22 protein-coding genes and 1 pseudogene are annotated in these 26,093 nt (G+C 64.4%); 11 read left to right on the top strand and 12 right to left on the bottom strand.

All coding sequences use genetic code 11. The annotated features are described in order from the left end of the window. Window positions 1-48: 48 nt before the first annotated feature. From DPM33_RS05140 to amaB, 4 genes are all read left to right on the top strand, one after another. The gene (locus tag DPM33_RS05140) at window positions 49-1,140 is read left to right on the top strand and encodes a DNA topoisomerase IB (protein ID WP_112096260.1); all 1,092 of its coding nucleotides are present in this window, start codon (window positions 49-51) and stop codon (window positions 1,138-1,140) included. 111 nt (window positions 1,141-1,251) lie between these two features. Continuing rightward, window positions 1,252-1,626: a YciI family protein gene (locus DPM33_RS05135; RefSeq protein ID WP_112096258.1), complete on the top strand. Its 375-nt coding sequence runs from the start codon at window positions 1,252-1,254 to the stop codon at window positions 1,624-1,626. Beyond that, window positions 1,623-2,897, top strand: coding sequence for an RNA polymerase sigma factor (locus DPM33_RS05130; RefSeq protein ID WP_112096256.1), 1,275 nt, complete (start codon window positions 1,623-1,625; stop codon window positions 2,895-2,897). The genes DPM33_RS05135 and DPM33_RS05130 overlap by 4 nt, the downstream gene beginning before the upstream one ends. 186 nt (window positions 2,898-3,083) lie before the next feature. Next, window positions 3,084-4,598 (top strand): L-piperidine-6-carboxylate dehydrogenase, encoded by a 1,515-nt coding sequence (gene amaB / locus DPM33_RS05125; protein ID WP_112096254.1) that lies wholly within the window; start codon window positions 3,084-3,086, stop codon window positions 4,596-4,598. Window positions 4,599-4,655: 57 nt separating this feature from the next. Here the strand turns inward: amaB and DPM33_RS05120 are convergent, their stop codons facing one another. The 6 genes from DPM33_RS05120 to DPM33_RS05095 form a co-directional block, all read right to left on the bottom strand. Then, on the bottom strand, window positions 4,656-5,732 hold the full coding sequence (locus tag DPM33_RS05120) for an ABC transporter ATP-binding protein (protein WP_112096252.1): 1,077 nt from the start codon (window positions 5,730-5,732) through the stop codon (window positions 4,656-4,658). Beyond that, on the bottom strand, window positions 5,719-6,657 hold the full coding sequence (locus DPM33_RS05115; RefSeq protein WP_112096721.1) for a PfkB family carbohydrate kinase: 939 nt from the start codon (window positions 6,655-6,657) through the stop codon (window positions 5,719-5,721). The genes DPM33_RS05120 and DPM33_RS05115 overlap by 14 nt, the downstream gene beginning before the upstream one ends. Continuing rightward, the gene (locus DPM33_RS05110; RefSeq protein ID WP_112096720.1) at window positions 6,657-7,673 is read right to left on the bottom strand and encodes an SIS domain-containing protein; all 1,017 of its coding nucleotides are present in this window, start codon (window positions 7,671-7,673) and stop codon (window positions 6,657-6,659) included. Before DPM33_RS05110 ends, DPM33_RS05115 begins: the two co-directional genes overlap by 1 nt. A 2-nt stretch (window positions 7,674-7,675) precedes the next feature. Continuing rightward, a complete protein-coding gene (locus DPM33_RS05105; protein ID WP_112096250.1) occupies window positions 7,676-8,521 on the bottom strand; it encodes a carbohydrate ABC transporter permease in 846 nt (281 codons plus the stop codon). Beyond that, complete coding sequence (locus DPM33_RS05100) at window positions 8,521-9,405, bottom strand: carbohydrate ABC transporter permease (RefSeq protein WP_112096248.1); 885 nt, start codon at window positions 9,403-9,405, stop codon at window positions 8,521-8,523. The genes DPM33_RS05105 and DPM33_RS05100 overlap by 1 nt, the downstream gene beginning before the upstream one ends. Before the next feature lie 85 nt (window positions 9,406-9,490). Further along, on the bottom strand, window positions 9,491-10,729 hold the full coding sequence (locus tag DPM33_RS05095) for an extracellular solute-binding protein (protein WP_112096246.1): 1,239 nt from the start codon (window positions 10,727-10,729) through the stop codon (window positions 9,491-9,493). Window positions 10,730-10,954: 225 nt separating this feature from the next. Here DPM33_RS05095 and DPM33_RS05090 point away from each other — a divergent pair, with 225 nt between their 5' ends. After that, a complete protein-coding gene (locus DPM33_RS05090; protein WP_112096245.1) occupies window positions 10,955-12,157 on the top strand; it encodes an ROK family transcriptional regulator in 1,203 nt (400 codons plus the stop codon). Between the two features lie 15 nt (window positions 12,158-12,172). Here the strand turns inward: DPM33_RS05090 and DPM33_RS05085 are convergent, their stop codons facing one another. Both DPM33_RS05085 and DPM33_RS05080 read right to left on the bottom strand, forming a co-directional pair. Next, window positions 12,173-13,024, bottom strand: a complete 852-nt coding sequence (locus DPM33_RS05085; protein ID WP_245442008.1) for a hypothetical protein — start codon at window positions 13,022-13,024, stop codon at window positions 12,173-12,175. A gap of 121 nt (window positions 13,025-13,145) precedes the next feature. Next, window positions 13,146-14,012: a hypothetical protein gene (locus DPM33_RS05080; RefSeq protein ID WP_112096241.1), complete on the bottom strand. Its 867-nt coding sequence runs from the start codon at window positions 14,010-14,012 to the stop codon at window positions 13,146-13,148. Between the two features lie 419 nt (window positions 14,013-14,431). Between DPM33_RS05080 and DPM33_RS05075 the strand changes: the two genes are divergently transcribed. The 3 genes from DPM33_RS05075 (at window position 14,432) to DPM33_RS05065 (ending at window position 16,929) form a co-directional block, all read left to right on the top strand. Beyond that, window positions 14,432-15,265, top strand: coding sequence for a GNAT family N-acetyltransferase (locus DPM33_RS05075; RefSeq protein WP_112096239.1), 834 nt, complete (start codon window positions 14,432-14,434; stop codon window positions 15,263-15,265). A 115-nt stretch (window positions 15,266-15,380) separates the two neighbouring features. Beyond that, window positions 15,381-16,151 carry an SDR family NAD(P)-dependent oxidoreductase gene (locus DPM33_RS05070; protein ID WP_112096237.1) on the top strand — a complete coding sequence of 257 codons (771 nt, stop codon included), beginning with the start codon at window positions 15,381-15,383 and terminating at the stop codon, window positions 16,149-16,151. 22 nt (window positions 16,152-16,173) lie between these two features. Continuing rightward, complete coding sequence (locus tag DPM33_RS05065) at window positions 16,174-16,929, top strand: SDR family oxidoreductase (RefSeq protein ID WP_245442007.1); 756 nt, start codon at window positions 16,174-16,176, stop codon at window positions 16,927-16,929. A 48-nt stretch (window positions 16,930-16,977) separates the two neighbouring features. Here DPM33_RS05065 and DPM33_RS05060 read toward each other — a convergent pair. The 4 genes and pseudogenes from DPM33_RS05060 to DPM33_RS05045 form a co-directional block, all read right to left on the bottom strand. Continuing rightward, a pseudogene (locus DPM33_RS05060) lies at window positions 16,978-17,790 on the bottom strand (NADPH-dependent F420 reductase); the annotation flags it as partial. A 75-nt stretch (window positions 17,791-17,865) separates the two neighbouring features. Next, entirely contained in the window at window positions 17,866-18,657 is a 792-nt protein-coding gene (locus DPM33_RS05055; RefSeq protein WP_245442006.1) for an alpha/beta fold hydrolase, read from the bottom strand. Between the two features lie 104 nt (window positions 18,658-18,761). Then, window positions 18,762-20,051 carry a beta-ketoacyl-ACP synthase II gene (gene fabF, locus DPM33_RS05050; RefSeq protein WP_112096229.1) on the bottom strand — a complete coding sequence of 430 codons (1,290 nt, stop codon included), beginning with the start codon at window positions 20,049-20,051 and terminating at the stop codon, window positions 18,762-18,764. A 349-nt stretch (window positions 20,052-20,400) separates the two neighbouring features. Beyond that, entirely contained in the window at window positions 20,401-21,003 is a 603-nt protein-coding gene (locus DPM33_RS05045) for a TetR/AcrR family transcriptional regulator (protein ID WP_112096227.1), read from the bottom strand. A gap of 85 nt (window positions 21,004-21,088) precedes the next feature. Between DPM33_RS05045 and DPM33_RS05040 the strand changes: the two genes are divergently transcribed. The 3 genes from DPM33_RS05040 (at window position 21,089) to DPM33_RS05030 (ending at window position 26,070) form a co-directional block, all read left to right on the top strand. Further along, on the top strand, window positions 21,089-22,201 hold the full coding sequence (locus DPM33_RS05040) for an efflux RND transporter periplasmic adaptor subunit (protein ID WP_112096719.1): 1,113 nt from the start codon (window positions 21,089-21,091) through the stop codon (window positions 22,199-22,201). A 2-nt stretch (window positions 22,202-22,203) separates the two neighbouring features. Further along, complete coding sequence (locus tag DPM33_RS05035; protein WP_112096226.1) at window positions 22,204-25,320, top strand: efflux RND transporter permease subunit; 3,117 nt, start codon at window positions 22,204-22,206, stop codon at window positions 25,318-25,320. A gap of 135 nt (window positions 25,321-25,455) precedes the next feature. After that, a complete protein-coding gene (locus tag DPM33_RS05030; RefSeq protein WP_112096224.1) occupies window positions 25,456-26,070 on the top strand; it encodes a TetR/AcrR family transcriptional regulator in 615 nt (204 codons plus the stop codon). Window positions 26,071-26,093: the final 23 nt, after the last annotated feature.

The raw sequence follows: 26,093 nt of genomic DNA, 5'->3' as shown, positions 1-26,093 counted from the left end.
CAGTCACCGACGTGCGGCTTTATCTACGGATAATTTCGCGGAGCCGGCATGTTGCAGCACTCACACTTGTCCTCGAACCGTTCAGCGCGGGACGAGGAAGCCGGAAGGAACGGCGCGCAGAGTTCCGCCGAGCGTGCGTCACTCAGCTATGTGAGCGATGCCGATCCCGGGATCCGCAGATTGCGGAAAGGCGTCGGGTTTTCCTATTCGGGGCCCAGCGGAAAAGCCCTCGGCAAGACGACGCTTGCCCGCATCGAGGCGATCGTCATTCCCCCGGCCTGGACGGATGTTTGGATATCGCCCGATCCGGACGGCCACATCCAGGCAACCGGCCGGGACCAGCGCGGCCGCAAACAGTATCGTTATCACCCGCAATGGGTCGAGGAACGCGACGGCGTCAAATATTCCAGCCTCGTTGCCTTTGCCGAAAGCCTGCCCGCGCTCAGGCGGCAGATCGATGCCGATTTGCGCCGGCACGGGCTGCCTCTGGAGCGCGTCGTCGCCTCGGTGGTCTGGCTGCTCGACAACACCATGATCCGCATCGGCAACGCGGCCTATGCACGCGACAACAGGAGCTTCGGGCTGACCACGCTGCGCGACCGGCATGTCGAGATCACCGGCGCCAGCCTGCGCTTTGCCTTCAAGGGCAAGTCGGGCAAGGAATGGAAGCTGAAGCTGGCCGATCGCCGCATCGCCAAGATCGTGCGCGGCGCCCAGGATTTGCCCGGGCAGAAGCTATTCCAGTATCTCGATGAGGATGGCAACCGGCGGCCGGTGCGGTCCGAAGACGTCAACCGCTACATTCGCGCGGGTTCCGGCGCCGAATTCAGCTCCAAGCATTTCCGCACCTGGGGCGGCACCATCCATGCGGCGTCGCTGTTTGAGCAGACCGAGCTGCCGGAGAGTGAGACTGCGCGGAAGCGGGTAATGAACAGCGTGGTCGACAAGGTCGCCGAGCGGCTGGGCAATACCCGGGCCGTCTGCCGCAAATGCTATATCCACCCGCTGGTGTTCGAGGCGTGGACCGAGGGGCGCCTGCTTGACGAAATGGCCGAGGCCAACAAGCGCAAACGGCTGATATCCGGGCTCGACGAGGAAGAAACGCTGGTGCTCAGATGGCTGCAGGCGCATGGCGCCTGAAGGTCTGGCGCGAAAGGCTGCCAAGCCCGTGATCGCACGCCGAATTTTTTTATCGACCGCGTGTCGGGTAGGGTCCTACTGTCGCGTCCTTTGATACGGAAAGGACCTGCCATGCTCTACGCCATCCTCTGCTACGCCTCCGAAGACGTTGTTTGTTCCTGGAGCAAGGAACAGGACGACGAGGTCATGGCGAAGCTCCTCAACGTGCAGGACAAATACGCCAAGGCTGGCCGCCTCGGCCCGGTTGCGCGTCTCTTGCCGACGACCGCGGCGACCACGCTGAGAAAGGTCAAGGGCGAAGCGATCGTGCTCGATGGGCCGTTCGCCGAAACCAAGGAGCAATTCCTCGGCTTCTACACGCTCGAATGCCGCGACCTCGACGAGGCCGTCGAATTTGCGCGCGAACTCTCCGAGGTCAATCCGAGCGGCGGTTCCTACGAGATCCGGCCGGTCTCGGTCTTCAATCCGACAAAGGTCGCCGTATGACCGAGCTTGCCTGGATAAGCACCGCGATCAGCAACGCCCGCCCGCAGGCAATGGGCGCGCTGCTGCGCTACTTCCGCGATCTCGACGCCGCGGAAGAGGCTTTCCAGGACGCGTGCCTGAGGGCACTCAAGAACTGGCCGAAGAATGGGCCGCCGCGCGATCCGGCGGCCTGGCTGATCTTCGTCGGCCGCAATAGCGGCATCGACGCCGTGCGCAAGCGCGCCAAGCAGGCACCGATGCCGGAAGAGGACCAGATCTCCGATCTGGAGGACGCCGAGAGCGACATGGCCGAGCGGCTCGACGGCGAGCACTACCGCGACGATATCCTGCGGCTCCTGTTCATCTGCTGCCATCCGGATCTGCCGGCAACGCAGCAGATCGCGGTGGCGCTGCGCATCGTCTCGGGCATCACAGTCAAGCAGATCGCGCGCGCTTTCCTGGTCGGCGAGAGCGCCATGGAGCAGCGCATCACCCGCGCCAAGGCGCGCATCGCCGATGCCGGCGTGCCGTTCGAGACGCCGGGCGCCGTCGAACGTTCGGAGCGGCTCGCTGCAGTCGCCGCGATGGTCTATCTGATCTTCAACGAAGGCTACTCGACCAATGGCGGCGAGGCGCCGGCCCGGGCGCCGCTTTGCGAGGAGGCGATCCGTCTCGCCCGCCTGCTGCTCAGGCTCTTCCAGGCCGAGCCGGAGATCATGGGGCTCACGGCGCTGCTTCTGCTGCAGCATGCAAGGGCGCCGGCGCGTTTCGACGCCAATGGCGAGATCGTCCTGCTCGAGGACCAGGACCGCTCGCTGTGGAGCCGCAAGATGATCGACGAGGGCCTGGCGCTGGTCGACAAGGCGCTGCGCCACCGCAAGCCCGGCCCCTACCAGGTGCAGGCGGCGATCGCGGCGCTGCATGCGCGGGCGACTGTCGCCGAGGATACCGATTGGACCGAGATCGACCTGCTCTACGGCCTGCTGGAGCAGATGCAGCCGTCGCCGGTGGTGACGCTGAACCGGGCGGTCGCCGTGAGCAAGGTGCGCGGACCGGAAGCCGCACTTGCCATGATCGAGCCTCTGGAGGACCGGCTGGCGGGCTATTTCCACTTCTTCGGGCTGAGGGGCGGGCTGCTGATGCAGCTTGGCCGCAACGAGGAGGCGCGCGTCGCCTTCGATCGCGCCATCGCTCTGGCCAACACGGCGGCAGAGGCAGCGCATATCCGCATGCATATCGACCGGCTGATCAAGGAGAGCGCCGAGAAGTCGTCGATTCAGAAGGCACGTTGATCGCAAACCCTCGCGGTCTGGCCCAATTTCGCGATCCGGCCTTGGACCATGCCGGGGTGGCGGTTTTTCCCTGAAACGAGTAATGCCACGCCATCAAAGCGCCCGGGTGTGCCCGTCGGCACGCCGAAGAGATGGCGCATGGCTCAATTCCCACCTCATGAAGGGCGGGACCTGAAAGGGATAAAAATGACGTTAGCGAAGGAAACGGTCTCACTTCTCGAGAGACTCGGTGTCGCCAAGGAGGCACTTGTCGGAGGCGATCTCATCGTGCGCAGCCCGGTAACGGGTGAGCAGATCGCGGCACTGAAGTCGATTTCGGCCGCCGACGCGGGCAAGGCTATCGATGCCGCGCACAAGGCCTTCCAGACCTGGCGCCTGGTGCCGGGTCCGAAGCGCGGCGAACTGGTTCGCCTGCTCGGCGAGGAATTGCGCGCGCATAAGGACGAACTCGGCCGGCTGGTGTCGATCGAGGTCGGCAAGATCCCGTCCGAGGGCCTCGGCGAAGTACAGGAGATGATCGACATCTGCGATTTCGCCGTCGGCCTCTCCCGCCAGCTCTATGGCCTGACCATTGCCACCGAGCGCCCCGGACATCGCATGATGGAGACCTGGCATCCGCTCGGCGTGGTCGGCGTGATCTCGGCCTTCAACTTCCCGGTTGCGGTGTGGTCGTGGAATTCGGCGCTCGCCTTTGTCTGCGGCGACGCGGTGGTGTGGAAGCCGTCGGAAAAGACGCCGCTAACCGCACTTGCCTGCGAGGCGATCTTCAAGCGCGCCGCCAAGCGTTTCGGCGCCGACGCGCCGGACGGCCTGCTGCAGGTGCTGATCGGCGACCGCGTCGCCGGCGAGGTGCTGGTCGACCATCCGAAGGTGCCGCTGGTTTCGGCTACCGGCTCGACCCGCATGGGCCGCGAGGTCGGTCCCAGGCTCGCCAAGCGCTTTGCCCGCGCGGTGCTGGAACTCGGCGGTAATAATGCCGGCATCGTCACGCCCACCGCCGATCTCGACATGGCGCTGCGCGCCATTGCTTTCGGCGCGATGGGCACGGCCGGGCAGCGCTGCACCACGCTGCGGCGCCTGTTCGTGCATGACGGCGTCTATGACGCGCTGCTGCCGCGGCTGAAGAAGGCCTATCAGACCGTCTCGGTCGGCAATCCGCTGGAAGGCAAGGCGCTGGTCGGTCCGCTGATCGACAAGGCCGCCTTCGACGGCATGCAGAAGGCGCTGAAGGAGGCCGAGGCGCATGGCGGCAAGGTGACCGGCGGCGCGCGCGTCGAGAACGGCCATCCGGACGCCTATTACGTGCACCCGGCACTGGTCGAGATGCCGAAGCAGGTTTCACCGGTGACGGAAGAGACCTTCGCGCCGATCCTCTATGTGATGAAATATTCCGATTTCGATGAAGCGCTCGACCTGCACAACGCGGTCGGCGCCGGCCTGTCGTCGTCGATCTTCACCCGCGACCTGCAGGAATCGGAACGCTTCCTCGGCGTCGACGGCTCGGATTGCGGCATCGCCAACGTCAATATCGGCACCTCGGGCGCCGAGATTGGTGGGGCGTTCGGCGGCGAGAAGGAAACCGGCGGCGGACGCGAGAGCGGTTCGGATGCGTGGAAGGCCTATATGCGCCGCGCCACCAACACGGTGAACTTCTCCAAGGCGCTGCCACTCGCGCAGGGCGTGTCGTTCGACATCGACTGAGGACGCTATCAGGCGCCGCGAGCCGCGGCGCCCGCAGCCTTCGCGGCATACCGTTCCTCAGAAAGCTTTGCCGGTCGCCGGATCGAACAGGCGCAGCGCTTCCACGTCGAAGGCAAAGGCGCATCGTCCGCCCTTGGCGACGCGAACCTGCGGCGGCAGGGTTGCGGTCAGTCTTTGCGTTCCAACCCGGGCGGTGGTGACCTGTTCCGGGCCGGTCAATTCGACGACGTCGATCTCGACAGGGAGCGACAGTTCCGTACCGCTGCCGGATCCGAGGCGAAGTGCCTCGGGCCTGATCCCTGCAACCACTTTTGCGCCGTTGCGGGCCGCGTTTGCATAGTGGCCCGGCAGCTCCAGCCGCGCTTCCGCGCCTGCGATGGCGAGCTTGCCGCCTTCGACGACCGCTTCCAGCATGTTCATCGCCGGCGCGCCGACGAAGCCAGCGACATAGAGCGTCGCCGGGTGGTTGTAGATCTCCTGCGGCGTGCCGAGCTGTTCGATGCGGCCGTCGCGCATGACGGCGATGCGGGTCGCCAGCGTCATCGCCTCGATCTGGTCGTGGGTGACGTAGACGACCGTCGTCTGCAGCATCTCATGCAGGCGCTTCAACTCGGTGCGCATTTCCAGGCGCAGCTTGGCGTCGAGGTTGGAGAGCGGCTCGTCGAACAGGAACACCTGCGGCTTGCGCACCAGCGCCCGGCCGATGGCGACGCGCTGGCGCTGGCCGCCGGAAAGCTGTCCGGGCTTTCGGTCGAGCAGGTTCTCGATCTGCAGCAGCCTCGCCGCTTCGCGCACCGCCTCGTCGCGCTCGGCGGCGGCAACCTTGCGCATCTCCAGTCCGAAGCCGATGTTGCGGTGAACGGTCAGGTTCGGATAGAGCGCGTAGGACTGGAAGACCATGGCGATGTCGCGGTTCTTCGGGTGCACGCCAAGCACCGAGCGGCCGCCGATCTTGATGTCGCCGCTGGTCGCCTCGGCCAAGCCGGCAATGATGTTGAGCAAGGTCGACTTGCCGCAGCCGGACGAGCCGAGCAGCACCAGGAACTCGCCGCTCTCGAGCGCGATGTCGATGCCCTTCAGCGTTTCCACGCTGCCGTAATTCTTGCGGACGTCGCGGATTTCAAGCGCGCTCATGGTCGGCATCCTCGAATTGGATCGGCCCGCCATAGTCGCGGGGCAAGGTTGAGATGGCGCGCGACGCCACCCGGACAGCGGCGGACAGGCAGTTCTCCAGCGGCCGCTCCTGTGCCAATGCGGCCAGGAAGGCGGCGTTGAAGACATCGCCGGCGCCGATCGTGTCGACGACCGCGACGCGGGGCGCCGGCACTTCGATGAGTTCGCCGTCGGCGCCGATCGCGATCGCGCCGTCCGGTCCGCGCTTGACGACGGCCGTCGCGCCGTCCCGCATGCCGTCGCGGATCTTGCGCGCCGCTTCAGCCGGGTTTGCAAGGCCGGCCAATGTCGTCGTCTCGACCTCGTTGAACAGGGCCAGTTCGCAGCGCGACAGCCAGCCGCGCGCCGCCGTGCAGTTTGCCTCCGTCCAGCCTTCGATCGGCCAGCCGGTGTCGAGCGCGACGGATATCCGATGCGCCTCGGCCCAGTCGAAAAACGCGCCGTAGTCGCGCGTAAAATCGTCGGTCAGAAAGGAACCGCTGAGCAGCGCATAGCCGCCGGAAAGCCGATTGCCATCGAGCACCGAAAGCACGTCGTCGAGGCTGAAGCGGGGCAGGTGGCCGCGCGTGGTGAAGAAGGTGCGCTCGCCATCGGGATGGGTCATGCCGACGGACAATGTCGTGCCTTCGGGACGAACCGGCCATTCTTGCGCGCGGCGTCCGAACGCCTTGCGCAGCCAGCGTCCGAACTGGTCATCGCCGAGATTGGCGGCAATCTCGAAGTCGATGCCGAGCGCCTGCCAGGCAAGCGCCGTGTTGCCGGCCTGGCCGCCGACGCGCAGGTCGTCATGGTCGACGACGGTTTCGGTGCCTGCCTTCGGCCAGGGCGCGACCGGGCCGACGATCAGGTCGACATTGACGTTGCCGATCACCGCGAGCGGCCGCATCATTCGCTCCGCGTGATCTTGGTGGTGCGCACCGGCGTTCCTGCATTCTCGACACGGGAATCGGCAAAGGCGATCATCAGGCGCTGCGCGATAGGCAGCATGGCAAAGACCGCCGCCAGCCCCGAGGCTGGCTTGAAGGTCAATGTGACGGCGCCCGCGACCGGCGGCATGCCGGAAGCGTCGAAAACGATCAACGGCGCGCCGGCTTCGACGACGGACAGGGCCATCGCGGTGACGAGATCGGCGGTCGGGTCCTTGCCGCGGAAGAGCACGATGCCGATTTTCGGGCCCAACATCTCCATGGGCCCATGGCGAAGCTGGCCGCCTTCGAGGGAATAGCAGGGCAGGCGCGACAGTTCGGTGAGGCCGAGCGCCAGCGCTTCGGCCACGCCTTGCAGGCCGCGGCCCGATGTGACCACGGTCGCCACACTGCCGAGCGCTGCAAGCGCCGCATCGATCGCAACCGTCTCCGGGGCTCTGAGCGCGGCGAGTGCCGTGGCAGGATCCTCGCCCAGCGCGGCCAGGACGGCGAGATGCAGCGCGAAGGTCACGGTCAGGCTGCGGGTCGCGGCAAAGGCCAGCTCGGTGCCGCCGGCGCCGACGAGGCAAGGCACGGCGCGGTCCAGGAACGAGCCGGCTTCCAGCGTCAGGCCGAAGGTTTCGGCGTGATGACCGGTCTCGGCGAACCAGCGCAGCACCTCGGCGCTTTCGCCGGATTGCGAGGTGACGATCACCGTCTTGCCGGCCAGCGGCAGCGGCTGTCCAAGCTGCTCCGACAGCGGCAGCGCGATGGCGTCGTTGCCGTGCGCGCGATAGAGCGGCTCGACGGCGCGCGCGACGGCATGCGAGGCGCCCATGCCGAGCAGGACGAGCCTGCCGCTGCGCCTGATCGAGGCGGCGACTTTGTCCGCTGCCGCCTTGTTGCTCTCGAAGGAAGCGAGTGCGTCCTCATGTTGGCGCGCCATCTCGCGGTCGATCGCGACGAGGCCCGAGGGGCGGGATTTTTCTGCAGTCATCATTATCCTTTCACGCCGCCGCTGGTGAGGCCCGAGATCAGCGCGCGTTGCATGACGAGGCCGATCAGCACCGGCGGCAAGGCCGCGAGCACGCCGGCGGTGGCGATCAGTCCGTAGTCGGAGACGCGGCCGCCGGCGAGATCGGCGATGGCGACCGTCAGCGTCTTTGCCCGCTGGTCCGAGGTGAACAGCAGGGCATAGAAGAATTCGTCCCAGGCCAGCAGCACGGCAAACAGCGCCGATGTCGCCACCACGGGCGCGGCCAGCGGCAAGGTGATGATGCGCCAGGTCTGCAACAGGCCGGCGCCGTCGATCATCGCCGCGGCCTCGATCTCGCGCGGGATGGAATCAAATCCCGATTTCATCAGCCAGGTGGTGAAAGGCGCAAGAATGGTCAGATAGATCATCGCCAAGCCAAAGACGTTGTTGAGCAGGCCGAGATAGGACAGGCCCATATAAAGCGGCACGGAGAGCGCCACCGGCGGCAGCATGTAGGTGGCGATCACCATCGACAGCGACCAGCCGACCGAAGGCGTGCGCGAGACCGCCCAGCCGGCGGGCACGGCAAGCAGGATCGCGGCAAGCGTCGCCATGCCGGCGACTTCCAGGCTGTTGCGCAGCGATGCGGTGAAGGCCGCGCCGGCGCTGTTTTCGGCCGTCGACAGAAGCTGCGCGTAACGGGAGAAGTCGGCCGCCTGCGGCCACCAGCGCAGCGGCTTGGCGGCGAGATCGGCGGCCGGCGATATGCTCATGACGAAGAGCCAGGCGAGCGGCGCAAGGATCACGGCGGCAAGCAGGATGGCGCAGACATAGACGAAGGCGGTGAAGACCGGGTTCTTGCGTTCCATCAGGCGGCACTCCCCGCAGTCTTCCGCACCAGCGCCGCATAGGCGACGGCGAGCACGGTGACGAGCAAAGTGACGATCAGCGCCAGCGAGGCGCCGGAGCCGGCGCGCTGGAAGGAAAAGGCCTCCTGATAGACGAGGATCGACAGCGAGCGCGTGCTGTTGGCCGGGCCGCCGCGCGTCATCACCCAGATGATGTCGAAGACCTTGAAGGCCTCGATGGTGCGCAGCACGAGCGCCACCATAAGCGGACCGGCGAGATAGGGCAGGATGACGAAGCGGAAGCGGTTGAACGGGCCGGCGCCGTCGACCAATGCCGCTGCGGTGATGTCGCGCGGAACCGCCTGCAGGGCGGCGAGCGCGATCAGCGCAACCAGCGGAAAATTCTTCCAGCAGTCGGCAACGATCAGCGCGGCGAGAGCCGTTCCCGGCTCACCCAGCCAGGAGCGGTAGTCGCCGATGATATGGAGCTGCGTCAGCGCCGCGTTCAGCGCGCCATATTCAGGGTTGTAGATCAGCCGCCAGAGCGTCGCGTTGACGACGGTGGGCAGCGCCCAGGGCAAGATCATCAGCCCGCGCAGCACGGCGCGGCCGCGGAATTCCTGGTTGAGCAGAAGTGCCGCCAGCACGCCGATCACCATCTCGGCGGCGACTGAGACGACCGCGAACCAGGTGGTGGTCACCAGCGTGCGGCTGAAGTTCGAGCTGGTCAGCATGTTGGTGTAATTGTCGAAGCCGACGTAATTGCCCGCCGTGCCGACCAGTTGCGCGTCGGTGAAGGAAAGCCTGACGGTATCGACCAATGGCCAGCCGATAACGGCGACCATGATCACCAGAAGCGGCAGCATCAACAGCCACGCGCGAGTCGTCATCCAGGTGCCTGACATCCGAGGCGCCTCTCTTCCTTCATCCGGTCAGAAATAGCACGGGCGGCACTCGTGCATGAGGCCGCCCGCGTCGAGGAACGTCAGATCAGAGGCCGCTGTTTTGCGCGGCTGTCTTCAGCGCGTCCTCCGGCGTTGTCTGGCCGAGCAGCGATTCCTGGATCGCCTGCTGCAGGGCGGTCGACAACTGCTGATACTTCGGCGTGGTCGGCCGCGGGTACATGGCAGCCAGGCCCAGCTTGGCGGTGGCGATCAGCTCTTCCTGACCCTTGGTCACCGCCGGGTCGTCATAGGACGAAGCCCAGATCGGCAGCGAGAGCTTGGCATACTGGTTCTGCGTCGCCTGCGAGGTCATGAACTCGATGTATTTCCAGGCCTCGTCCGGATGCTTCGAGACCGCGGTGACACCGAGGCCCATCGAGCCGTTGACGGCCGACACCTCGCTCGTGCCGGCAACGCCCGGCGCCGGCACGACGCCGACCTTGCCGGCTACCTTCGAGTCCTTCGGATCGTTGGCCATGTTGTACATGTAGGTCCAGTTCAGCGCGAAGGCGGCATCGCCGTTCTCGAACACCTTGCGGACGTCCTCTTCCAGGAATTCCTTGGAGTTCGGATTGGTAAGGCCGGACTTGTAGCTGTCGACCATGTATTTCAGCGCCGATGCGCCGCCGCCGTTCTGGAAATCCGGCTTGCCATCCTTGAGGAAGTCGCCGCCATAGGCGCTGACCAGCGTGGTGTAGTCGCAGATCACGGCCTCGGCCTGAGCCCAGCTCCAGGCGATCGGCGTCTTCAGCAAGCCTTTGTCCTGGATGATCTTGGCCTGCTCGCCAAGCTCTTCCCAGGTCTTCGGCGGCGCCTTGATGCCGGCCTTTTCGAGGATTTCCTTATTGTAGAACAGATATTTGGTGTCGAGGATCCACGGCATGCCGTAGTACTTGCCGTCATACTGGACGGTGGTCCAGGCGCCGGGCAGCACGCCCTTCTTCATGTCGTCGGTGATCTTCGACGAGACGTCGACCAGCACCTTGTTGGTCGCGTATTCGGCCGGCCAGATGACGTCGAACAACACCACGTCGTAGCCGCCGCCCGACCCTTGAGCGAGCACGGTCTTGTCGTGCAGGCCTTCATAGGGAACGAATTCGAGATTGACCTTGATGTCCGGATTGGCCTTGGTGAAAGCGTCCGTCATGGAGCGCACATCGGCCTCGCTATAAGCTGCCTGGGCCATGAAGAGCGCGTTCAACGTGGTTTCGGCGAAGGCGTGCGGGACGAACAATCCGCCGACGAACACCGCGCCCAGAAGTGTCTTACCGATCGATTTCAGCATTTGTCTTTCTCCCATTTTCGACAGCTGCGAGTGGGCGGCAAAGGCTGCACCGCCTCCTCGAATTCGCAATCGCGTGTGACCGGATCTGCCCTGAACGGCGCGCGGCGAGAGCTCGAGGCTTTTGCCGTCTTTTTGTAGAGCCGCCCGGGTTTCATCCATTAAGTCAATTCGCTTGACTTAATTAGTCGATCAATCCTTTAATGGAGTCAAGAGGGGAAACGAACAGTGCACGACATCGGCCAGATCCGTGCCAAAAGCGGCACCAACCAGGAAGGCACCAGCGCGCATAACCGCCGCGTCATGATCGAGGCGCTGCGGCTCAACGGCGCGCTGTCGCGCGCCGACCTGGCGCGGGCGACGCAGCTTACCAAGCAGGCGGTTTCCAATATCATCGAGGATCTCGAGCGGGACGGCCTTGTCGTTGCGCTGGATGCGGTGCGCAAGGGCAGGGGGCAGCCTTTCACGCCCTACCGGCTGGTGCCCGAGGGTGCCTTCGCCATCGGGCTGCAGATCGACCGGCATCTGGCGCGGGTGGTGGTGGTCGACCTGGTCGGCAGCGTGACGGCACGCGCCGAGGCCAACCTGCCGCTCGATGAACCGTCTCCCGGCGTTCAGACCATCCTCGGTCTCGTCGCGGATGTCAGGCGCGAGCTGGCCGGCATTTCCGCCCAGTCCGAACGGCGGCTGGTCGGTCTTGGCGTCGCCATGCCGGGGCCGTTCGGCTTAAAGGAAGCCGACGACAAATGGATGATGCCCGCCTGGCAGCAATTTCCGCTGCTCCAGACGCTTGCCGCCGGCACCGGACTGAATGTCGGGCTGCAGAATGATGCGGCGGCCTGTGCAACGGCGGAGCGGATCGTCGGCGCCGCGCATGGCGTCGATCACGCGGTCTGCCTTTATGTCGGCTACGGCATCGCCGCGGGGCTGATCCTGAACGGCGAGCTCTACAATGGCGGTAACGGCAATGCCGGCGAGATCGGCAGGGCGCTGCTGTCGCCGGCCGGTCCAGGCTCGACGCCGTTGGAGCACCGCGCCTCGCTCGCCTCGCTCTACCAGCATCTCGGCCTCGACCCCGCCGAGAAGGGGCTTTACGAGAAGCTCGGCGCGCTGGCGCTTGCGCAGGACCCGCGGGTCTTGGGCTGGGTCGAAAGAGCCGCGTCCGACCTGCGCTGGAGCGTGCATCTGATCGAGACGATCTTCGATCCGCAGACGGTCATCCTCACCAGCAGCGCACCCGAAGCGCTGGCCCGGCTTCTGCTCCAGGCCATGCATCCGCTGCTGCCGTCGATCGCGGATCGTCCCGCGCGCCGCCTGCCGCGGCTGCAACTCGGCACCACCGATCCCTGGGCGATCGCCGTGGGCGCCGCGGCCGAGCCGATCAGCCGGGCCTTCGATCCGCGTTTTTCCGCCATTCTGAAGGCCGGATAGAAAAGCGGAAGACGCTCAGTTGGTCGCCATGCTGGCGGCAAAGGCCGCGTCGATGATGGCGAGCTTGACCGCCTGCGCAGTGATGTATTCGCCGTAGAATTCCTTCGATATCCACATGACGGAATGGCCGCGCTGCCCGAGCCAGCCGACGCTGCCGAGCGCCTCGGCGTCGCGCAGCTTGCGCGCAAGATGGGTCCGCGACAGCTTCAGCCATTTGGCGAAATCACCGACCGACAGCACGCCGGTCGGGATGCGCTCCTGGCCGGCATTTCGAGGGTCGACGCCAGCGATCAGCCAGTCCATGACGACGCCGCCATTGTTGAGCCAGGTGAACAGCGAAAAAGTCTGTTGCGGCTCGCGCACCGGCACCGAGGAAATCAGGCCGTCCGCGATCAGCGGCTGCAACTTGGCCAGCATTTGCGGCCTTGTCTGAAATGTTTCCAGCCGGTTCGCGCCGTCGAGAGCATCAAGCGTGCTCAGATGCATATGAATCCAGCCGGTCAACGGCTCCAAGGTCATGGCGGGCAGGTGCAGGGGGCGAATGCGGCCGTCATCGCCCGCCGGCCCGGCCTCGATGAAATTGTAGTGCTGCATTTCCTTGATGAAGGCATGGGCCGTGTTTCGGCTTGCCACCGCGTGTTGAACGGTGACGTCGACAAAACGCGCCGCCGTCAGTTCCTTTCGGTAGTCGCTGGGATCCCTGCGGAAATGCAGGGCTAGACCGATATGCGCCATCAGCCAGCGCTGCTGGGTGGCAAAGACCGAGGATGCCCGCGGGTTTGCTTCATAGGCCTGCTGCATCGCCGTGGCCTGCGCGCGCACGCAAGCATGCAGTGCCGGGTGACCGGCAATGTCCTCGTAGGTCAACGCACCCTCCCAGCTTCCACCCAAAGATGCTGTAATGCTCGCAAGTTGCGGATAGCAGTTTCGGCCAACACCCGCCAGCGCCGGAAGGCCGTTTGCGCGACGTTGCGCCGAGTTCCGGTGGTCAGCGCCCCTGCGGGGCTGAGATGCAGGCTTCGAAAGCTTCGTCGACGACGGCCAGCTTGGCTGCCTGGACCGCCATGTATTCGTCGAAGAACTGGCGCGAAACCCACATCACGGAGTGGCCGCGCTGGCCGACCCAGCCGATGCTGCCGAGCGACTCGGCATCCTGGAGTTTCCGCGCCAGATGGGTGCGTGAGAGCTTCAGCCAATGCGCGAACTCGCTGACTGAAATGACGCCGGTCGGAATCCTGTCGAGATGGACGTCCTCGGGATCGATGCCGGACATCAGCCAATCCATGACGATACCGCCGTTGTTTAGCCAGATAAACAACGAGAAAGTCTGTCCAGGCTCCCGCACGACGTCGCTGGCCAGCAATCCGTCGGCGATCAAAGGCTGCAGGATCGGCAACATCTCGGGTCGCTCGAGGAAGTGTTCCAGTCGGTTCCCACCGTCGATGTGGTCGAGCGTTGTCAGATGCGCATAGATCCAGCCGGTGAAGGTCTGGATGGTGCCCTCGGTGACCCGCATGGGATGGGCGCGGCCATCACCGCTGGCCGAACTATACTCGGCGATGTTGTAGTGCAGCATCTCCTTGACGAAGGCTTCGGCGGTGTTGCGGCTGGCCACGGAATGGCGGCGCACGACCTCGATGAAACGCGCCATCGTCATTTCGGTGCGGCGGTCGTTGGGGTCGCGCCGGAAATGCAGAGCCAGGCCGGCATGAGCGAGCAGCCAGCGCTGCTGGGTGGCAAAAACGGCTGCCAGCCGCGGGCTCGTTTCATAAATATGGATGAGCGCCTTGGCCTGTTCCTGGACACCGCGAAGCGCTGCCGGATGACGGGCGATCTCTGCGGCACTCAGCGGCATTTCCTGCGGTACTCCATGCGATTCCAAGCAACGACAAGTGAAGATTCCCAATCTTCGTCGGTTGTGTCCAGTTGCCCTTTGGAACAACGACCGATCAAGGCCGATCAACCGGTGCATTCCTTGCTAACTCCTTGCATCGGCTCGGGAAACCCGTCCCAATAATAGTCCGGTCCGCAGCCTTGCGCCCAGGGGCCGTTCCCGGCGTCGATCCGCAAACGATCGTCGAGGATCCACGCTTCGACGAAGGCGCGTTCTGCCGGGCCATGGGAGCGATTTCCGCCGTGTGCGCGGTGGCGTCGGTTAAATAGGTTGGCGGCGGTCAATGGGGCTCGGAAGCTTCGTGTGCACTTTGCAGCCTGCAAGCGGCGACCTATCCTGACGGCTTGAGGTCCCCTACTAAGGCAGCCCCGAGTCAGACGATGCCAAGAACGATCCGGACACTGACGGCCCGTGAGGTCGAAACGCTCGTCGACTGGGCGGCGGGGGAGGGTTGGAATCCCGGGCTCGGTGACGCCGCCGTTTTGCGGACAGCCGATCCCGAGGGGTTCATCGGCGCCTTTGTCGGCGGCCAGATGGTGGCCGGCATTTCGGCCGTCGCCTACGGCCCGGGCTTCGGCTTCATCGGCCTCTATATCTGTCGGCCGGACCGGCGCGGCGAAGGCCACGGCAAGGCGGTCTGGGATGCCGGCATGGCGCGCCTCGGCAATCGCGTCATCGGTCTCGACGGCGTGGCCGAGCAGCGGGACAACTACCAGCGCATGGGCTTCTTGCCTGCCTATGAGACCGTCCGCTACAGTGGCCGGCCCGTCGGACTGCCTGACGGCGGCGACATACGGCCCGTGACCGCCGCCGACATGGCTCAGATATTTGCCTATGACCGCAAGTCCTTCCCGGCGCCACGTGAAACCTTCCTTCGGGAGTGGCTGCAGGAGCCGCGGATTGCGCAGCTAATGGCCGGATCAACCGGCATTGCCGGCTACGGCGTGGCGCGCCGTTGCCGGGAGGGCTTCAAGATCGGGCCGCTGTTCGCCGATGGGACGGAGGCGGCCCTGGCATTGCTGGCGGGCCTCTCGGGCAGGATAGGCGACGAGGCATTGCATATCGACGCGCCGGCCGGCCAGAGCGCATTCACCGCCATTCTCGAAGCCGCTGGCATGGTTCCAGGTTTTGCGACGACGCGCATGTACAAAGGCGGTAAGCCCGGCAATGCCCGGTCGATGGTCTTCGGCATCACGACGCTCGAGCTGGGTTGATCGAGACGGGCCGGTCGGAATTTCTGAGACCATTGTTTTGCCGGCCTCGTCCATGCGGCATGCCCCGAATGCATGATTTGCCTGTGTCCGCATGGCGTTTCGTGGAGGTTGTCGAATGGCTGACAGGACGGTGCTGATCGCCGGTGGCGCTGGCGGAATGGGTCTTGCGACCGGGCTGCGCTTCGCAGCTGACGGCGAGCGGATCGCGCTGGCCGACCTTCCCGGCCCCAAACTCGACGCCGCCGTGGCAAAGATTGCCGTGACCGGAGCGGACGCGATCGGCTTGCCGCTCGATATACGCTCCGTCGCTGCCTGCCGCGAGGTGGTTGGCACGGCCAGGGACTGGGCCGGCGGCACAGACATTCTCGTCAATGCCGCCGGGGTCTGGCTCGAGGGACCGACGAGCGAGGTCACGGAAGACCAGTGGGACCTGGTGCTGGACGTCAATCTCAAGGGAGCGTTTTTCCTGATCTCGGCGGCCGTTCCGCATCTGTCGGCAGTGCAAGGCGTGATCGTCAACATCGCGTCCGATGCCGGCATCGTCGGCAACGACGGGGCGTCCGTCTATTGCGCCTCGAAGGGCGGACTGGTGCTTTTGACGAAGGCTCTGGCCCCGGAACTCGCCCCGCAAGGCATCAGGGTGAACGCGGTGTGTCCCGGCGACACGGCAACGCCGATGATCGAATATCAGGCGAGGACTTATGGGGGAGATGATCCCGACGGCTACAAGCGCCGGCTTCTGGGGCACTATCCGCAAGGCGACAGAGCAAGGTTCATCCAGGTGGAGGAGATCGCTTCGTTCATCCACTATCTTTGCCAGCCGGGCGCGGCGCCAATCACCGGGGCCGCGCTTTCGATCGATTTCGGCGTCAGCGCCGGCTACTGAACGTCGTGGAGAGGAAATGATCGTGTTTGGCAAATCGCGCAGGGCGCTGGTGACCGGCGCGGGCGCCGCGGACGGCATCGGCATCGCGACCGCGCGAGCGCTGGGCGGGGCCGGTCTTTCGGTCGTCATCACCGCTTCGTCCGCGCGCGTCGAGCAGCGGGCAGAGGAATTGCGGGCGGAAGGGCTCGATGTCCGCGCCCTGGTGGCCAACCTCACGCTTTCGGGCGATGTCGAGCGTCTGCGCTCCGACGCTGGCGAGATCGACATCCTCGTCAACAATGCCGGGATGGGGACCGTCGCGCAGCCGGCGTTGCGTCGGCGATTCATCGATCTCAGCGAGAGCGACTGGGACCGCGGCATCGATGTCAGCCTGAAGACCGCGTTCTTGAGCACGCGCGAATTTCTGGCCGGCATGGTGCGGCGCGGCCATGGGCGCGTCGTCAACATGGCCTCGGTGACCGGGCCTTACGTGTCCAACGAAGGCGAGGCCGCCTATTCCGCAGCCAAGGCCGGCATGATCGGGCTGACGCACGCGCTTGCTCTGGAGGTCGGGCGCAGCGGCGTCACCGTCAACGCGGTCGCGCCGGGCTGGATCGCGACCGGCGCCTCGACGCCGGAAGAACTTGCCGCTGCTCGCAACACGCCGCTTGGCCGGGCCGGAAGTCCCGAGGAAGTCGCGGCGGCCGTGCTGTTCCTGGCATCCGACGCAGCCGGCTATGTCAATGGCGCCGTCCTGGTCGTGGATGGCGGCAACATCCTGCAGGAACGCAAGGGCTGACCGCGAGCGCGAAGGTCAGAAATGCCGGGCGATGGTAGCGGGAGAGCGCTACTGCTTTTCCCCCCACCTATCAGATCGACGGTTCCTGCTCCATTGTCGATCGTAGGTTTCGGTGATCACGCAGTCCGCCCGGTTGCGGGCCACGATTTCGCCGTGGCTCAGCTTACCGCCGGCCGCCATGAACTCCCTCAGAAGGGCGTCACGATTGCCGGCAGCGCGAGACCGCTTCGCCGACTGCAGCGCTGACTTCAACTCGTCTGCAGTCAATTCCGTGCAGTAGGCCGGGCTGCCAGGTTGTTGGCGCCAGGAGTCGCTGAGACTTCCAGCGTCGACCACGTCGAAGCCGGTGACCTCGATCAATTGGATGGCAATGGCCTTGGCTTTTCCATCGTCGCCGGCGACTGGGACTGCAATTCGTCCGGATGCCCCTTTCGGCTGGCCGCGCTCGGCCAGCGTCGCAGCCAGAACGGCGTTCCATGCCTTGACGGCGGGCCGGCCGATTTGCTCGCCCACCCAAACGCTTTCGGGCTTGCCGCCATCGACCTCGCCGATCGAACCGTCACGGAACGGGTAGTAGTTGGAGGTGTCGATCACGGTGACGTTGGCAGGCACTTCCTTGAAAAGACTGGCGAGATCGGGATATTTCGCAAAGGGAATCGAGAGAATGATCACCTCAGCGCCCTGAACGGCATCCTCTTTCGTCTCGGCGGCAGCTCCAACGTCGAGGGCGAGATCGCGAATGGTGTGCGGCCCTTTCGAATTGGCGAGCTTCACCTCATGGCCGCTAGCGGCAAACGTGCGGGCCAACGTGGCGCCGATGTTTCCAGCGCCGATGATTGCAATCTTCATGGGATGTACCTTCGTCGATGTGAAAGAGCGGCCGCCTCAGTCGCGGGGGCGGCGCGCCGTGGGTTCAGAAGCAGAACTGCCAAAGCCCTAGCCTCCTAATATGATGCTCGCCAGTTCCGATGGATTCTCAACCGCTGAAAAATGTCCGGTATTTCTAAGTGTGAACATGCGCGCATCAGGGAGAAGTGCCCGGGTGCGCTCTCGTTCGTTGGGGCGCGACCAATCGCTGTCGCCGTAGACGAGGGTCACAGGTGCTGAGACGAGCCGATACTGGTCCCGCGCCTCGCTCCAGGAGCGCCAACCTGCCAGCACCTTGCGTGCGATGCGCTTGTACCCGGGGCGGTTCGCCACCCGGCCGAACTCGGCAAGAAGGTCGGACGGCAGTTTGCGCGGATCGTGATAGCCGCCGCCCATGATCTTGCCGAGCACCATCTTGTTCTCTATCGCGGCATTGAATGCCCCCAGAACAGGTATCTGCAAACTTCCGATGATGAGATTCGCGAACCAGTTGCCACGTCGCAGCCCATCTCCATAACGCGTGTCGTAGTCATACGGGTTGATCGAGAAGACACGCTCGATGCGTTGCGGAATTGCGGCAGCAACCGTGAGAGCCAACGCACCGCCAATCGATTCGCCTACCAGCGTGACCCCGGTGAGGTCGAACTTCTCTATGAAGCCGATGACGCTTCGCCTGAAATACGGCTCGTCGAAAGGCGCGGGCGGATCGATCGGCGAATGACCGTGTCCGGGCAGATCGATAGCGTAAACCGTGTACGACTTGGCGAGAATGGGTGCCAAACTGCGAAAATATTCGAGCTGAGTGCGGATCGTATGCATAAGGACGAGTGGTGGCCCCTCGCCAGACTTTTCGTAGCGCATGCTAAGCGCGTTCGATATTTTCAGAAGGCTCGGTTGTAGTTTCGATAAGGCCAGCATTTCATATCTCTTCTTTGTTTATGACGATAAATGAGGAAAGGGGTATCTCAGTCGGCACACCGAGCACCTTCTCCGTCCCAGCGCCGAAATAAAGCGCTCGCGTTGACCCCTCCGAAGCCAAAACCGTTGGAGATCGCGTACTCCATCTCCACTGGCCGGGCTCGGTTTGCGACGAAGTCGATCCCTCCGCCTGCTGGGTCAGGAGTGCTCAAATTGAGGGTGGGCGGTGCCATCTGATCCCTGAGCGCCAGGATCGTGAAGATCGCGGCAAGCCCCCCGGCGGCGCCGAGCAGGTGTCCGGTCGCCGACTTCGTTCCGCTGACGGCTATCCCGAAATCGTGACCGAACACGCTCTTGATCGCTTCGATCTCACCAAGGTCGCCCACCAGCGTGGAGGTTGCGTGGGCATTGAGATGACGCACCTCGCGCGGCGAAATCCCGGCCTGAGCGATTGCAATCTCCATGGCTCGGCGCGCGCCATCGCCGTCCTCGGGACCGGAAGTCACGTGGTGCGCATCCGCCGTCGTGCCGTAGCCGACGACCTCGGCGAGTGGTTCCGCGCCGCGCGCCAGCGCATGGCTCAATTCCTCGATAACCAGGATGCCGGCGCCTTCGCCCATGACGAAGCCGTCCCGCGACATATCGAACGGACGCGAGGCCTGGTCGGGGCGGTGGTTGAAGGATGTTGAAAGCGAGCGTGCCGCCGCAAAGCCACCCAGACTGACGGTGTTCATGCAAGCTTCAGTGCCACCGCACACTGCGATATCGGCTTCATCGGCGCGAATGATACGAGCCGCGTCGCCGATTGCCTGAATACCCGCAGCGCACGCCGTCACCGGTGCGCCGATCTGGCCCTTGAGGCCATAGCGGATCGAGATGTGGCCAGCCGCGAGGTTCACCAGGAAAGACGGTACCGTGAACGGCGAAAGACGCCGAACGCCGCGCTGGTCGACCGTCCGCACCGCCTCGGTGATAGCCGGAAACCCTCCGACACCTGAAGCGATGATCGTCGCGGTGCGAACCCGATCGCTCTCTGAACTCGGCTTCCATCTCGCCTGGGCCAGCGCCTCCTCCGCCGCGGCCAAAGCGAAAAGAATGAAGCGGTCAATTCTGCGCTGGTCCTTCGGAGCCAGAAAGGCATTGGCATCGAGGCCGGCCTCGGAATCGTCTTCCAGAGTGGGAACCACGCCGCCGATCTTCGCAGGCAAGTCTCCAACAACCTCGTCGGCGAGCCTCCGGATGCCCGAGCGGCCGGCCAGGAGGCGCGACCAGGACGTTTCGACATTGGCGGCAAGGGGGGTCACCGCACCCATGCCCGTAACAACAATCCGCCGCATCTATTGTCCTTTCGCTTCCTGCACTCCGCCGATGCCAACTGGCATGGCTTGGGGCTGGCGCGGCGGGGGCAGCCAGCCGAGTTGGGTGACCGTTTCGCCGCTCAGAGTGCAAACGACCGAAAAGTTCGTAATCGAAGATGTGAGCATCACGGCTGCCTCGCCCTTGTGCGCAACTCCGAGACTTGCGCTTCGAGGCCTCTGACTCGCCTTTCGAGGAGGTCCAGTTCGGTGGTGTCGATCGCCTCCTCAAACCGGCGCAACCCTTCCAGCCAGTTGTGCCAAGACGCCCGAGAAAATAGCCGCCGAAAATTCGGTCGAACCCGTCGTCCGTTGGTTGGAGAAGCCTTTGTCATTGGGCCGATCCCCTTTGGCGATCAGCGGCCTGCCCCGCCTGTATGCTCTCGGCGGCTGCTTGCAGAAATTGCTTCGACAGTCGCTCGTCGTTGACGGCCCGCGAAAGGACGACCGCACCGACCATCGTCGAAAGAACGGCCATGGCCTTTCCATCGGGATCCTCGCCGTGGGCATCGCCAACCCACCCACCGAGCAGCCCGAGATATTCCCTGATTCCGGCTTCGAACGATGCTTTTACGTCGCTGCCCTGCCTGGCGGCATCCGAGCCCAGCGCCACGACCGGGCAGCCGTCCATCCTTTCTTCGCGATGACCGGCGCTAAGGTAAAACGCGATCACAGCACCAAGAGGGTCCTTGGGATTTTTCGCAGCCGCGTCCGACCACCGGCGCGATGCGTGCTCCAGCGCCCGCCTGGACGCCAGCGCCTCCAGATCCTCCTTTGATGCGAACTGTTTGTAAAAGGCGCCTTGGGTCAGGCCAGCGCCCTTCATCAGATCCTTAAGGCCGATGCCGTCGAAACCGTGCTCCCGGAAAAGGCGGCTTGCCACGTCGATTACCATCTCGCGGTTTTCGGCAGCCTGAGTGCGACTGACGCGCATCACCGATCTCCTTTTTAGATTGCATTCGTAATCTATAACAGATATAGAGTTCGAACGCAATCTATTTTGACGTGAGGCGATGGGCATGAAAAAGAGACCGCTAATTGTGCTGGGCAGCATCCTGATCGCTGGGTCAGGGGCGCTGGCTTTCGTGACACTTTCCGATCGGACGCAGGCAGCCGCCGTCGCTACCGACCCGAGGCAGGAACCCCCGATCGTCAGACTGGTGACGGGAGAGCAAGTCACCGGCTCCGCGCGCAGCTTTACCGGCATTGTGGCGGCGAGAGTGCAGAGCAACCTAGGTTTTCGCGTGCCGGGCAAGGTTGTTGAGCGCCTCGTGGATGCCGGCGATCAGGTCAAGGCCGGCCAGCCGCTCATGCGCATTGACGAGACCGATCTGCAACTTGCGCTCACGGCAAAGCGCAACGCTGCCGCCGCGGCGCACGCTGTCCTGGTCCAGGCAGCAGCAGACGAAAAGCGCTATGCGGCTTTGGTGAAAGACGGATTGGCTGCAACTCCGCAGCGGTACGAACAGGCAAAGGCCGCGTTGGATACCGCTTCGGCCCAGCTCGCTGCCGCCGAAGCCGAAGCCAAGGTCGCGGAGAATGAGGCAACATACGCGGTCCTGGTGGCGGACGCCGATGGAACGGTGGTCGATACACTCGGCGAGCCGGGTCAGGTCGTCTCCCCCGGCCAGACAGTGGTCCGGATCGCCCAGGCCGGCCCGCGCGAAGCAATTGTCGCGCTTCCCGAAACGATCCGGCCGGCGATCGGCTCGGCAGCCGAGGCTAGCGTGTACGGTGGCGATGGGCACCTTCATACGGCGCATCTGCGACAATTATCCAACTCGGCCGATGCCCAGACCCGCACTTATGAGGCCCGCTATGTGCTCGACGGTGAGGCTGCCGCGGCACCGCTTGGCGCGACGGTGACCATTCGGGTCGCAAGCCAGGCCAGTCGGCCGGAGGTCCAGGTGCCGCTGGGAGCCGTGCTCGACGACGGCAAGAAGACCGGCGTCTGGGTCTTGGACGGCGCCACCTCAACCGTACATTTTCAGCCGGTTCAGCTCGTTCGCGTCAGCAGCGAAACCGCCGTGATCTCCGGACTGAGCTCCACCATTCCCATCGTGTCGCTCGGCGCTCATCTCCTGCAGGAGGGGGCTCGTGTCAGGACCGCCTCCGAAAGCGGGAGCAACTGAACATGAACCTCAATCTTTCAGCGCTCGCCGTTCGCGAACGCGCCGTCACCCTGTTCTTCATCCTACTGCTGGTGGCTGCCGGCGCTTACGCCTTCCTTATGCTTGGCCGGGCGGAGGACCCCAACTTCACCATCAAGACCCTGACGGTCACGACCGCGTGGCCGGGCGCGACAGCGCGCGAGATGCAGGACCTCGTCGCCGAACCTTTGGAGAAGCGGCTTCAGGAACTGACCTGGTACGACCGTGTCGAGACGACCACCCGGCCGGGCTATGCGTATATGACGGTCACGCTGAAGGACAGCACACCGCCATCCGCCGTACAGGAAGAGTTCTACCAGGCCCGCAAGAAGCTCGGGGATGAAGCCCGCAACCTGCCGCCCGGCGTCTACGGCCCGTTCGTCAACGACGAATATTCGGACGTGAGCTTCGCCCTCTATGCGCTCAAGGCCAAAGGCATGCCGATGCGAGAGCTGGCGAGGCAGGCCGAGACGATCCGCCAGGACCTCCTGCACGTGCCCGGAGTCAAGAAGATCAACATCCTCGGTGAACGACCCGAACAGATTTTCGTCGAGTTCTCCTATGCCAAGCTGGCCACGCTCGGCGTGTCGGCCCAGGATATCGTCGCCGCCTTGCAGCGGCAGAACACTGTCACGCCGGCAGGCTCGATCGACACCCAAGGGCCGCAGGTCTTCATCAGGGTCGATGGCGCGTATGACAGCGTCCAGGCAATCGCCGACACGCCGATCGCCGCCGCGGGGCGGACGCTGAAGCTTTCCGACGTCGCCGAGGTCCGTCGCGGCTATGAAGATCCGCCCAGATACCTCATCCGGCGCCAGGGCGAGCCAACCATCATGCTCGCGGCCGTTATGCAGGAGGGCTGGGATGGTCGCGCGCTCGGCAAGGCGCTGGAGGACAGGACGGCGGCCATCGTACGGACATTGCCGCTCGGGATGACGCTCGACAAGGTGTCCGACCAAGCCGTCAACATCACCTCGGCGGTCGACGAGTTCATGATGAAGTTCGCGATGGCGCTCGGCGTAGTGCTGCTGATCAGCCTGCTCAGCATGGGCTGGCGCGTCGGCATCGTCGTGGCGGCCGCCGTCCCCCTGACGCTCGCCGCCGTGTTCCTCATCATGCTGGAAACCGGCCGGTTCTTCGACCGCATCACGCTCGGCGCCCTCATCCTGGCGCTCGGTCTGCTCGTCGACGACGCCATCATCGCCATCGAGGTGATGGTGGTGAAGATGGAAGAGGGCATGGACCGCATCAAGGCGGCGGCCTATGCCTGGAGCCACACCGCAGCGCCGATGCTGTCGGGAACGCTGGTGACGATCGCGGGCTTCCTGCCCGTAGGTTTTGCTCGCTCGACGGCCGGCGAATATGCCGGCAACATCTTCTGGGTCGTGGGGTTCGCCCTCATCGTCTCCTGGATCGTCGCCGTGGTCTTCACACCCTATCTCGGCGTCAAGATGCTGCCCGCGATCAAACCGATCGAAGGCGGTCACCACGCGATCTACGACACACCGAACTATCGGCGCCTGCGGCGTCTCATCACCTTTGCCGTGCGCCACAAGTTCGTGACCTCCGGTATCGTAGGCATCGCCTTCGCGCTTTCCGTTGTCGGCATGGGCGCCGTCAAGCAGCAGTTCTTCCCCACATCCGACCGCCCGGAAGTGCTGGTGGAGGTTCGCCTGCCGGAAGGCACCAGCATCGAAACGACGACCGCCACGGTCGAGAAGCTCGAGCATTGGCTGGACGGCCAACCCGAGGCCAAGATCGTCACGAGCTATGTCGGTCAGGGCGCCCCACGCTTCTTCTTCGCGATGGCGCCTGAACTGCCCGATCCCGCCTTTGCCAAGATCGTCGTTCTGACCCCGAACGCCGAGGCGCGCGAGGAATTGAAGCATCGGCTTCGGGAGGCGGTGGCACAGGGGCTCGCGCCGGAAGCCAACGTGCGCGTCGCGCAGCTCGTGTTCGGCCCCTTCACGCCGTTTCCGGTCGAGTTCCGGGTCATGGGGCCTGATCCGGCACAACTGTACGGCATCTCCGAGAAGGCCCTCGACATCATGCGGGGTGTCCCGGACGTGCGACAGGCCAACCGCGACTGGGGCAATCGCACGCCCGTGCTTCGCTTCGTCCCGGACCAGGATCGGCTGAACCTCATCGGCCTCTCCCCGGCGGAGGTGGGCCAGCAGCTCCAGTTTCTCTTGACCGGCGTTCCTGTCACGCAGGTCCGCGAGGACATCCGCAATGTTCCCATCGTGGCGCGCAGCGCCGGCGGCGAGCGGCTGGACCCGGCGCGCCTGGCGGATTTCTCATTGATGAGCCGGGACGGCCGGCAGATTCCGCTCGACCAGATCGGCCATTCCGAAATCCGTCTTGAAGAGCCGATCCTGAAGCGCCGCGACCGCACGCCCGTCATCACGATCCGCTCCGACATAAACGAAGCGACCCAGCCTCCGGAGGTCTCAAAGCAGATAATGAAAGCCCTCCAGCCGCTGATCGCGTCCCTTCCGGCCGGCTATAGCATCGAAATGGGCGGATCGATCGAGGAGGCTGAAAAGGCCAACACTGCGTTGGGGAAGATCTTCCCGGCCATGATCGCCGCCATGCTGATCGTCATCATGCTCCAGGTGCGATCATTCTCGACGATGTTGATGGTCGTGCTGACGGCGCCGCTGGGCCTCGTCGGCGTCGTGCCGATGCTACTCACCTTCCATCAGCCCTTTGGCTTCAACGCCATTCTGGGCCTAATAGGATTGGCCGGCATCCTGATGCGCAATACGCTGATCCTGACCGAACAGATCAAGGAAAACCAAGCCGCCGGCCTGGATGCCTATCACGCCGTGATCGAGGCCACGGTGCAGCGCGCGCGGCCGGTGATCTTGACGGCACTTGCCGCGGTGCTGGCCTTCATACCCCTAACGCACTCCGTCTTCTGGGGATCGATGGCTTACACGCTGATCGGCGGCACGGCGGTCGGCACGGTGCTGATCCTGCTCTTCCTTCCCGCGCTCTACACCACGTGGTTCAGGATCAAGCCGGAAGCGGTTCAGACCCATGAAGCTCCGAAGCAGGAGCCGGAACCAGAACTGCGGCTGGCAATGGCCGCGGAATAGGGCTCGGTCGCTGCAGGAGCGGTCACAAGTTCCCACCCGCAGGATGTGCCTGCGGGCGGACCGATCTTACGCGTTTGCAGACCGACCGTCGGCCATAAGCCTCGCGTGTCTGATCGATCAATTCCGGAGACATCGATGCATCACCCGATCGGAATGCGAACGGATCTCGACGAGGTGCGCGCCCGTATTTTAGAAGTGGCGGAGGAGCGCTTTCGCCGCATCGGCTACCATAAGACCTCGATGGCCGACATTGCCTCCGATGTCGGCATGAGCCGGGGCAATGTCTACCGCTTCTTTCCCTCCAGGGATGCGATCACCGGGTTTATCTGCGAACGCACCCTGAACGAGGCTGCCGACATCGCTTTTGCGATCGCCCGCACCAACGCCACGGCTCCGGAAAAACTCAGTCGGCTTTTGATCGCTGTTCACCAGCATGGCAGGGCGACACTGATCGAGCAGAAGCATATGCACGACATGATTGTCGCGGTCATGCAGGAGAACTGGGCGATCGTCAAAGCTCATATCGAGTGGATGGTGGCGATCTTCGAGGCGATCATTCGCGAGGGCATCGAGGCAGGCGAACTCGATGTCGGCGACCCGGCAGAGGCGGCGCGCGCGGTCAAGACCGCGTTCATGCCGTTCTTCCATCCGGTTCTGATCGAACACTGCGTCAAACACGGCGAAGACACCGATGCGAGCCTGCGTGAGCAGATTCGCTTTATCCTGAAAGCACTTGCCAAGTCGGACTAAGCGGCGTGCCGAAACAAAGTCAC

Source organism: Mesorhizobium hawassense, assembly GCF_003289945.1.
Classification (GTDB): domain Bacteria; phylum Pseudomonadota; class Alphaproteobacteria; order Rhizobiales; family Rhizobiaceae; genus Mesorhizobium; species Mesorhizobium hawassense.
This window is presented reverse-complemented; position numbering and strand designations above follow the sequence as displayed.

Coding starts and splice junctions, on each gene's coding strand:
- DPM33_RS05105 (WP_112096250.1), bottom strand. CDS start 8,521: ATGGAACGCAAGAACCCGGTCTTCACCGCCTTCGTCTATGTCTGCGCC.
- DPM33_RS05135 (WP_112096258.1), top strand. CDS start 1,252: ATGCTCTACGCCATCCTCTGCTACGCCTCCGAAGACGTTGTTTGTTCC.
- fabF (WP_112096229.1), bottom strand. CDS start 20,051: ATGCGGCGGATTGTTGTTACGGGCATGGGTGCGGTGACCCCCCTTGCC.
- DPM33_RS05140 (WP_112096260.1), top strand. CDS start 49: ATGTTGCAGCACTCACACTTGTCCTCGAACCGTTCAGCGCGGGACGAG.
- DPM33_RS05100 (WP_112096248.1), bottom strand. CDS start 9,405: ATGTCAGGCACCTGGATGACGACTCGCGCGTGGCTGTTGATGCTGCCG.
- DPM33_RS05110 (WP_112096720.1), bottom strand. CDS start 7,673: ATGACTGCAGAAAAATCCCGCCCCTCGGGCCTCGTCGCGATCGACCGC.
- DPM33_RS05070 (WP_112096237.1), top strand. CDS start 15,381: ATGGCTGACAGGACGGTGCTGATCGCCGGTGGCGCTGGCGGAATGGGT.
- DPM33_RS05080 (WP_112096241.1), bottom strand. CDS start 14,012: ATGCCGCTGAGTGCCGCAGAGATCGCCCGTCATCCGGCAGCGCTTCGC.
- DPM33_RS05120 (WP_112096252.1), bottom strand. CDS start 5,732: ATGAGCGCGCTTGAAATCCGCGACGTCCGCAAGAATTACGGCAGCGTG.
- DPM33_RS05045 (WP_112096227.1), bottom strand. CDS start 21,003: ATGCGCGTCAGTCGCACTCAGGCTGCCGAAAACCGCGAGATGGTAATC.
- DPM33_RS05055 (WP_245442006.1), bottom strand. CDS start 18,657: ATGCGCTACGAAAAGTCTGGCGAGGGGCCACCACTCGTCCTTATGCAT.
- DPM33_RS05030 (WP_112096224.1), top strand. CDS start 25,456: ATGCATCACCCGATCGGAATGCGAACGGATCTCGACGAGGTGCGCGCC.
- DPM33_RS05095 (WP_112096246.1), bottom strand. CDS start 10,729: ATGCTGAAATCGATCGGTAAGACACTTCTGGGCGCGGTGTTCGTCGGC.
- DPM33_RS05040 (WP_112096719.1), top strand. CDS start 21,089: ATGAAAAAGAGACCGCTAATTGTGCTGGGCAGCATCCTGATCGCTGGG.
- DPM33_RS05130 (WP_112096256.1), top strand. CDS start 1,623: ATGACCGAGCTTGCCTGGATAAGCACCGCGATCAGCAACGCCCGCCCG.
- DPM33_RS05115 (WP_112096721.1), bottom strand. CDS start 6,657: ATGCGGCCGCTCGCGGTGATCGGCAACGTCAATGTCGACCTGATCGTC.
- DPM33_RS05035 (WP_112096226.1), top strand. CDS start 22,204: ATGAACCTCAATCTTTCAGCGCTCGCCGTTCGCGAACGCGCCGTCACC.
- amaB (WP_112096254.1), top strand. CDS start 3,084: ATGACGTTAGCGAAGGAAACGGTCTCACTTCTCGAGAGACTCGGTGTC.
- DPM33_RS05075 (WP_112096239.1), top strand. CDS start 14,432: ATGCCAAGAACGATCCGGACACTGACGGCCCGTGAGGTCGAAACGCTC.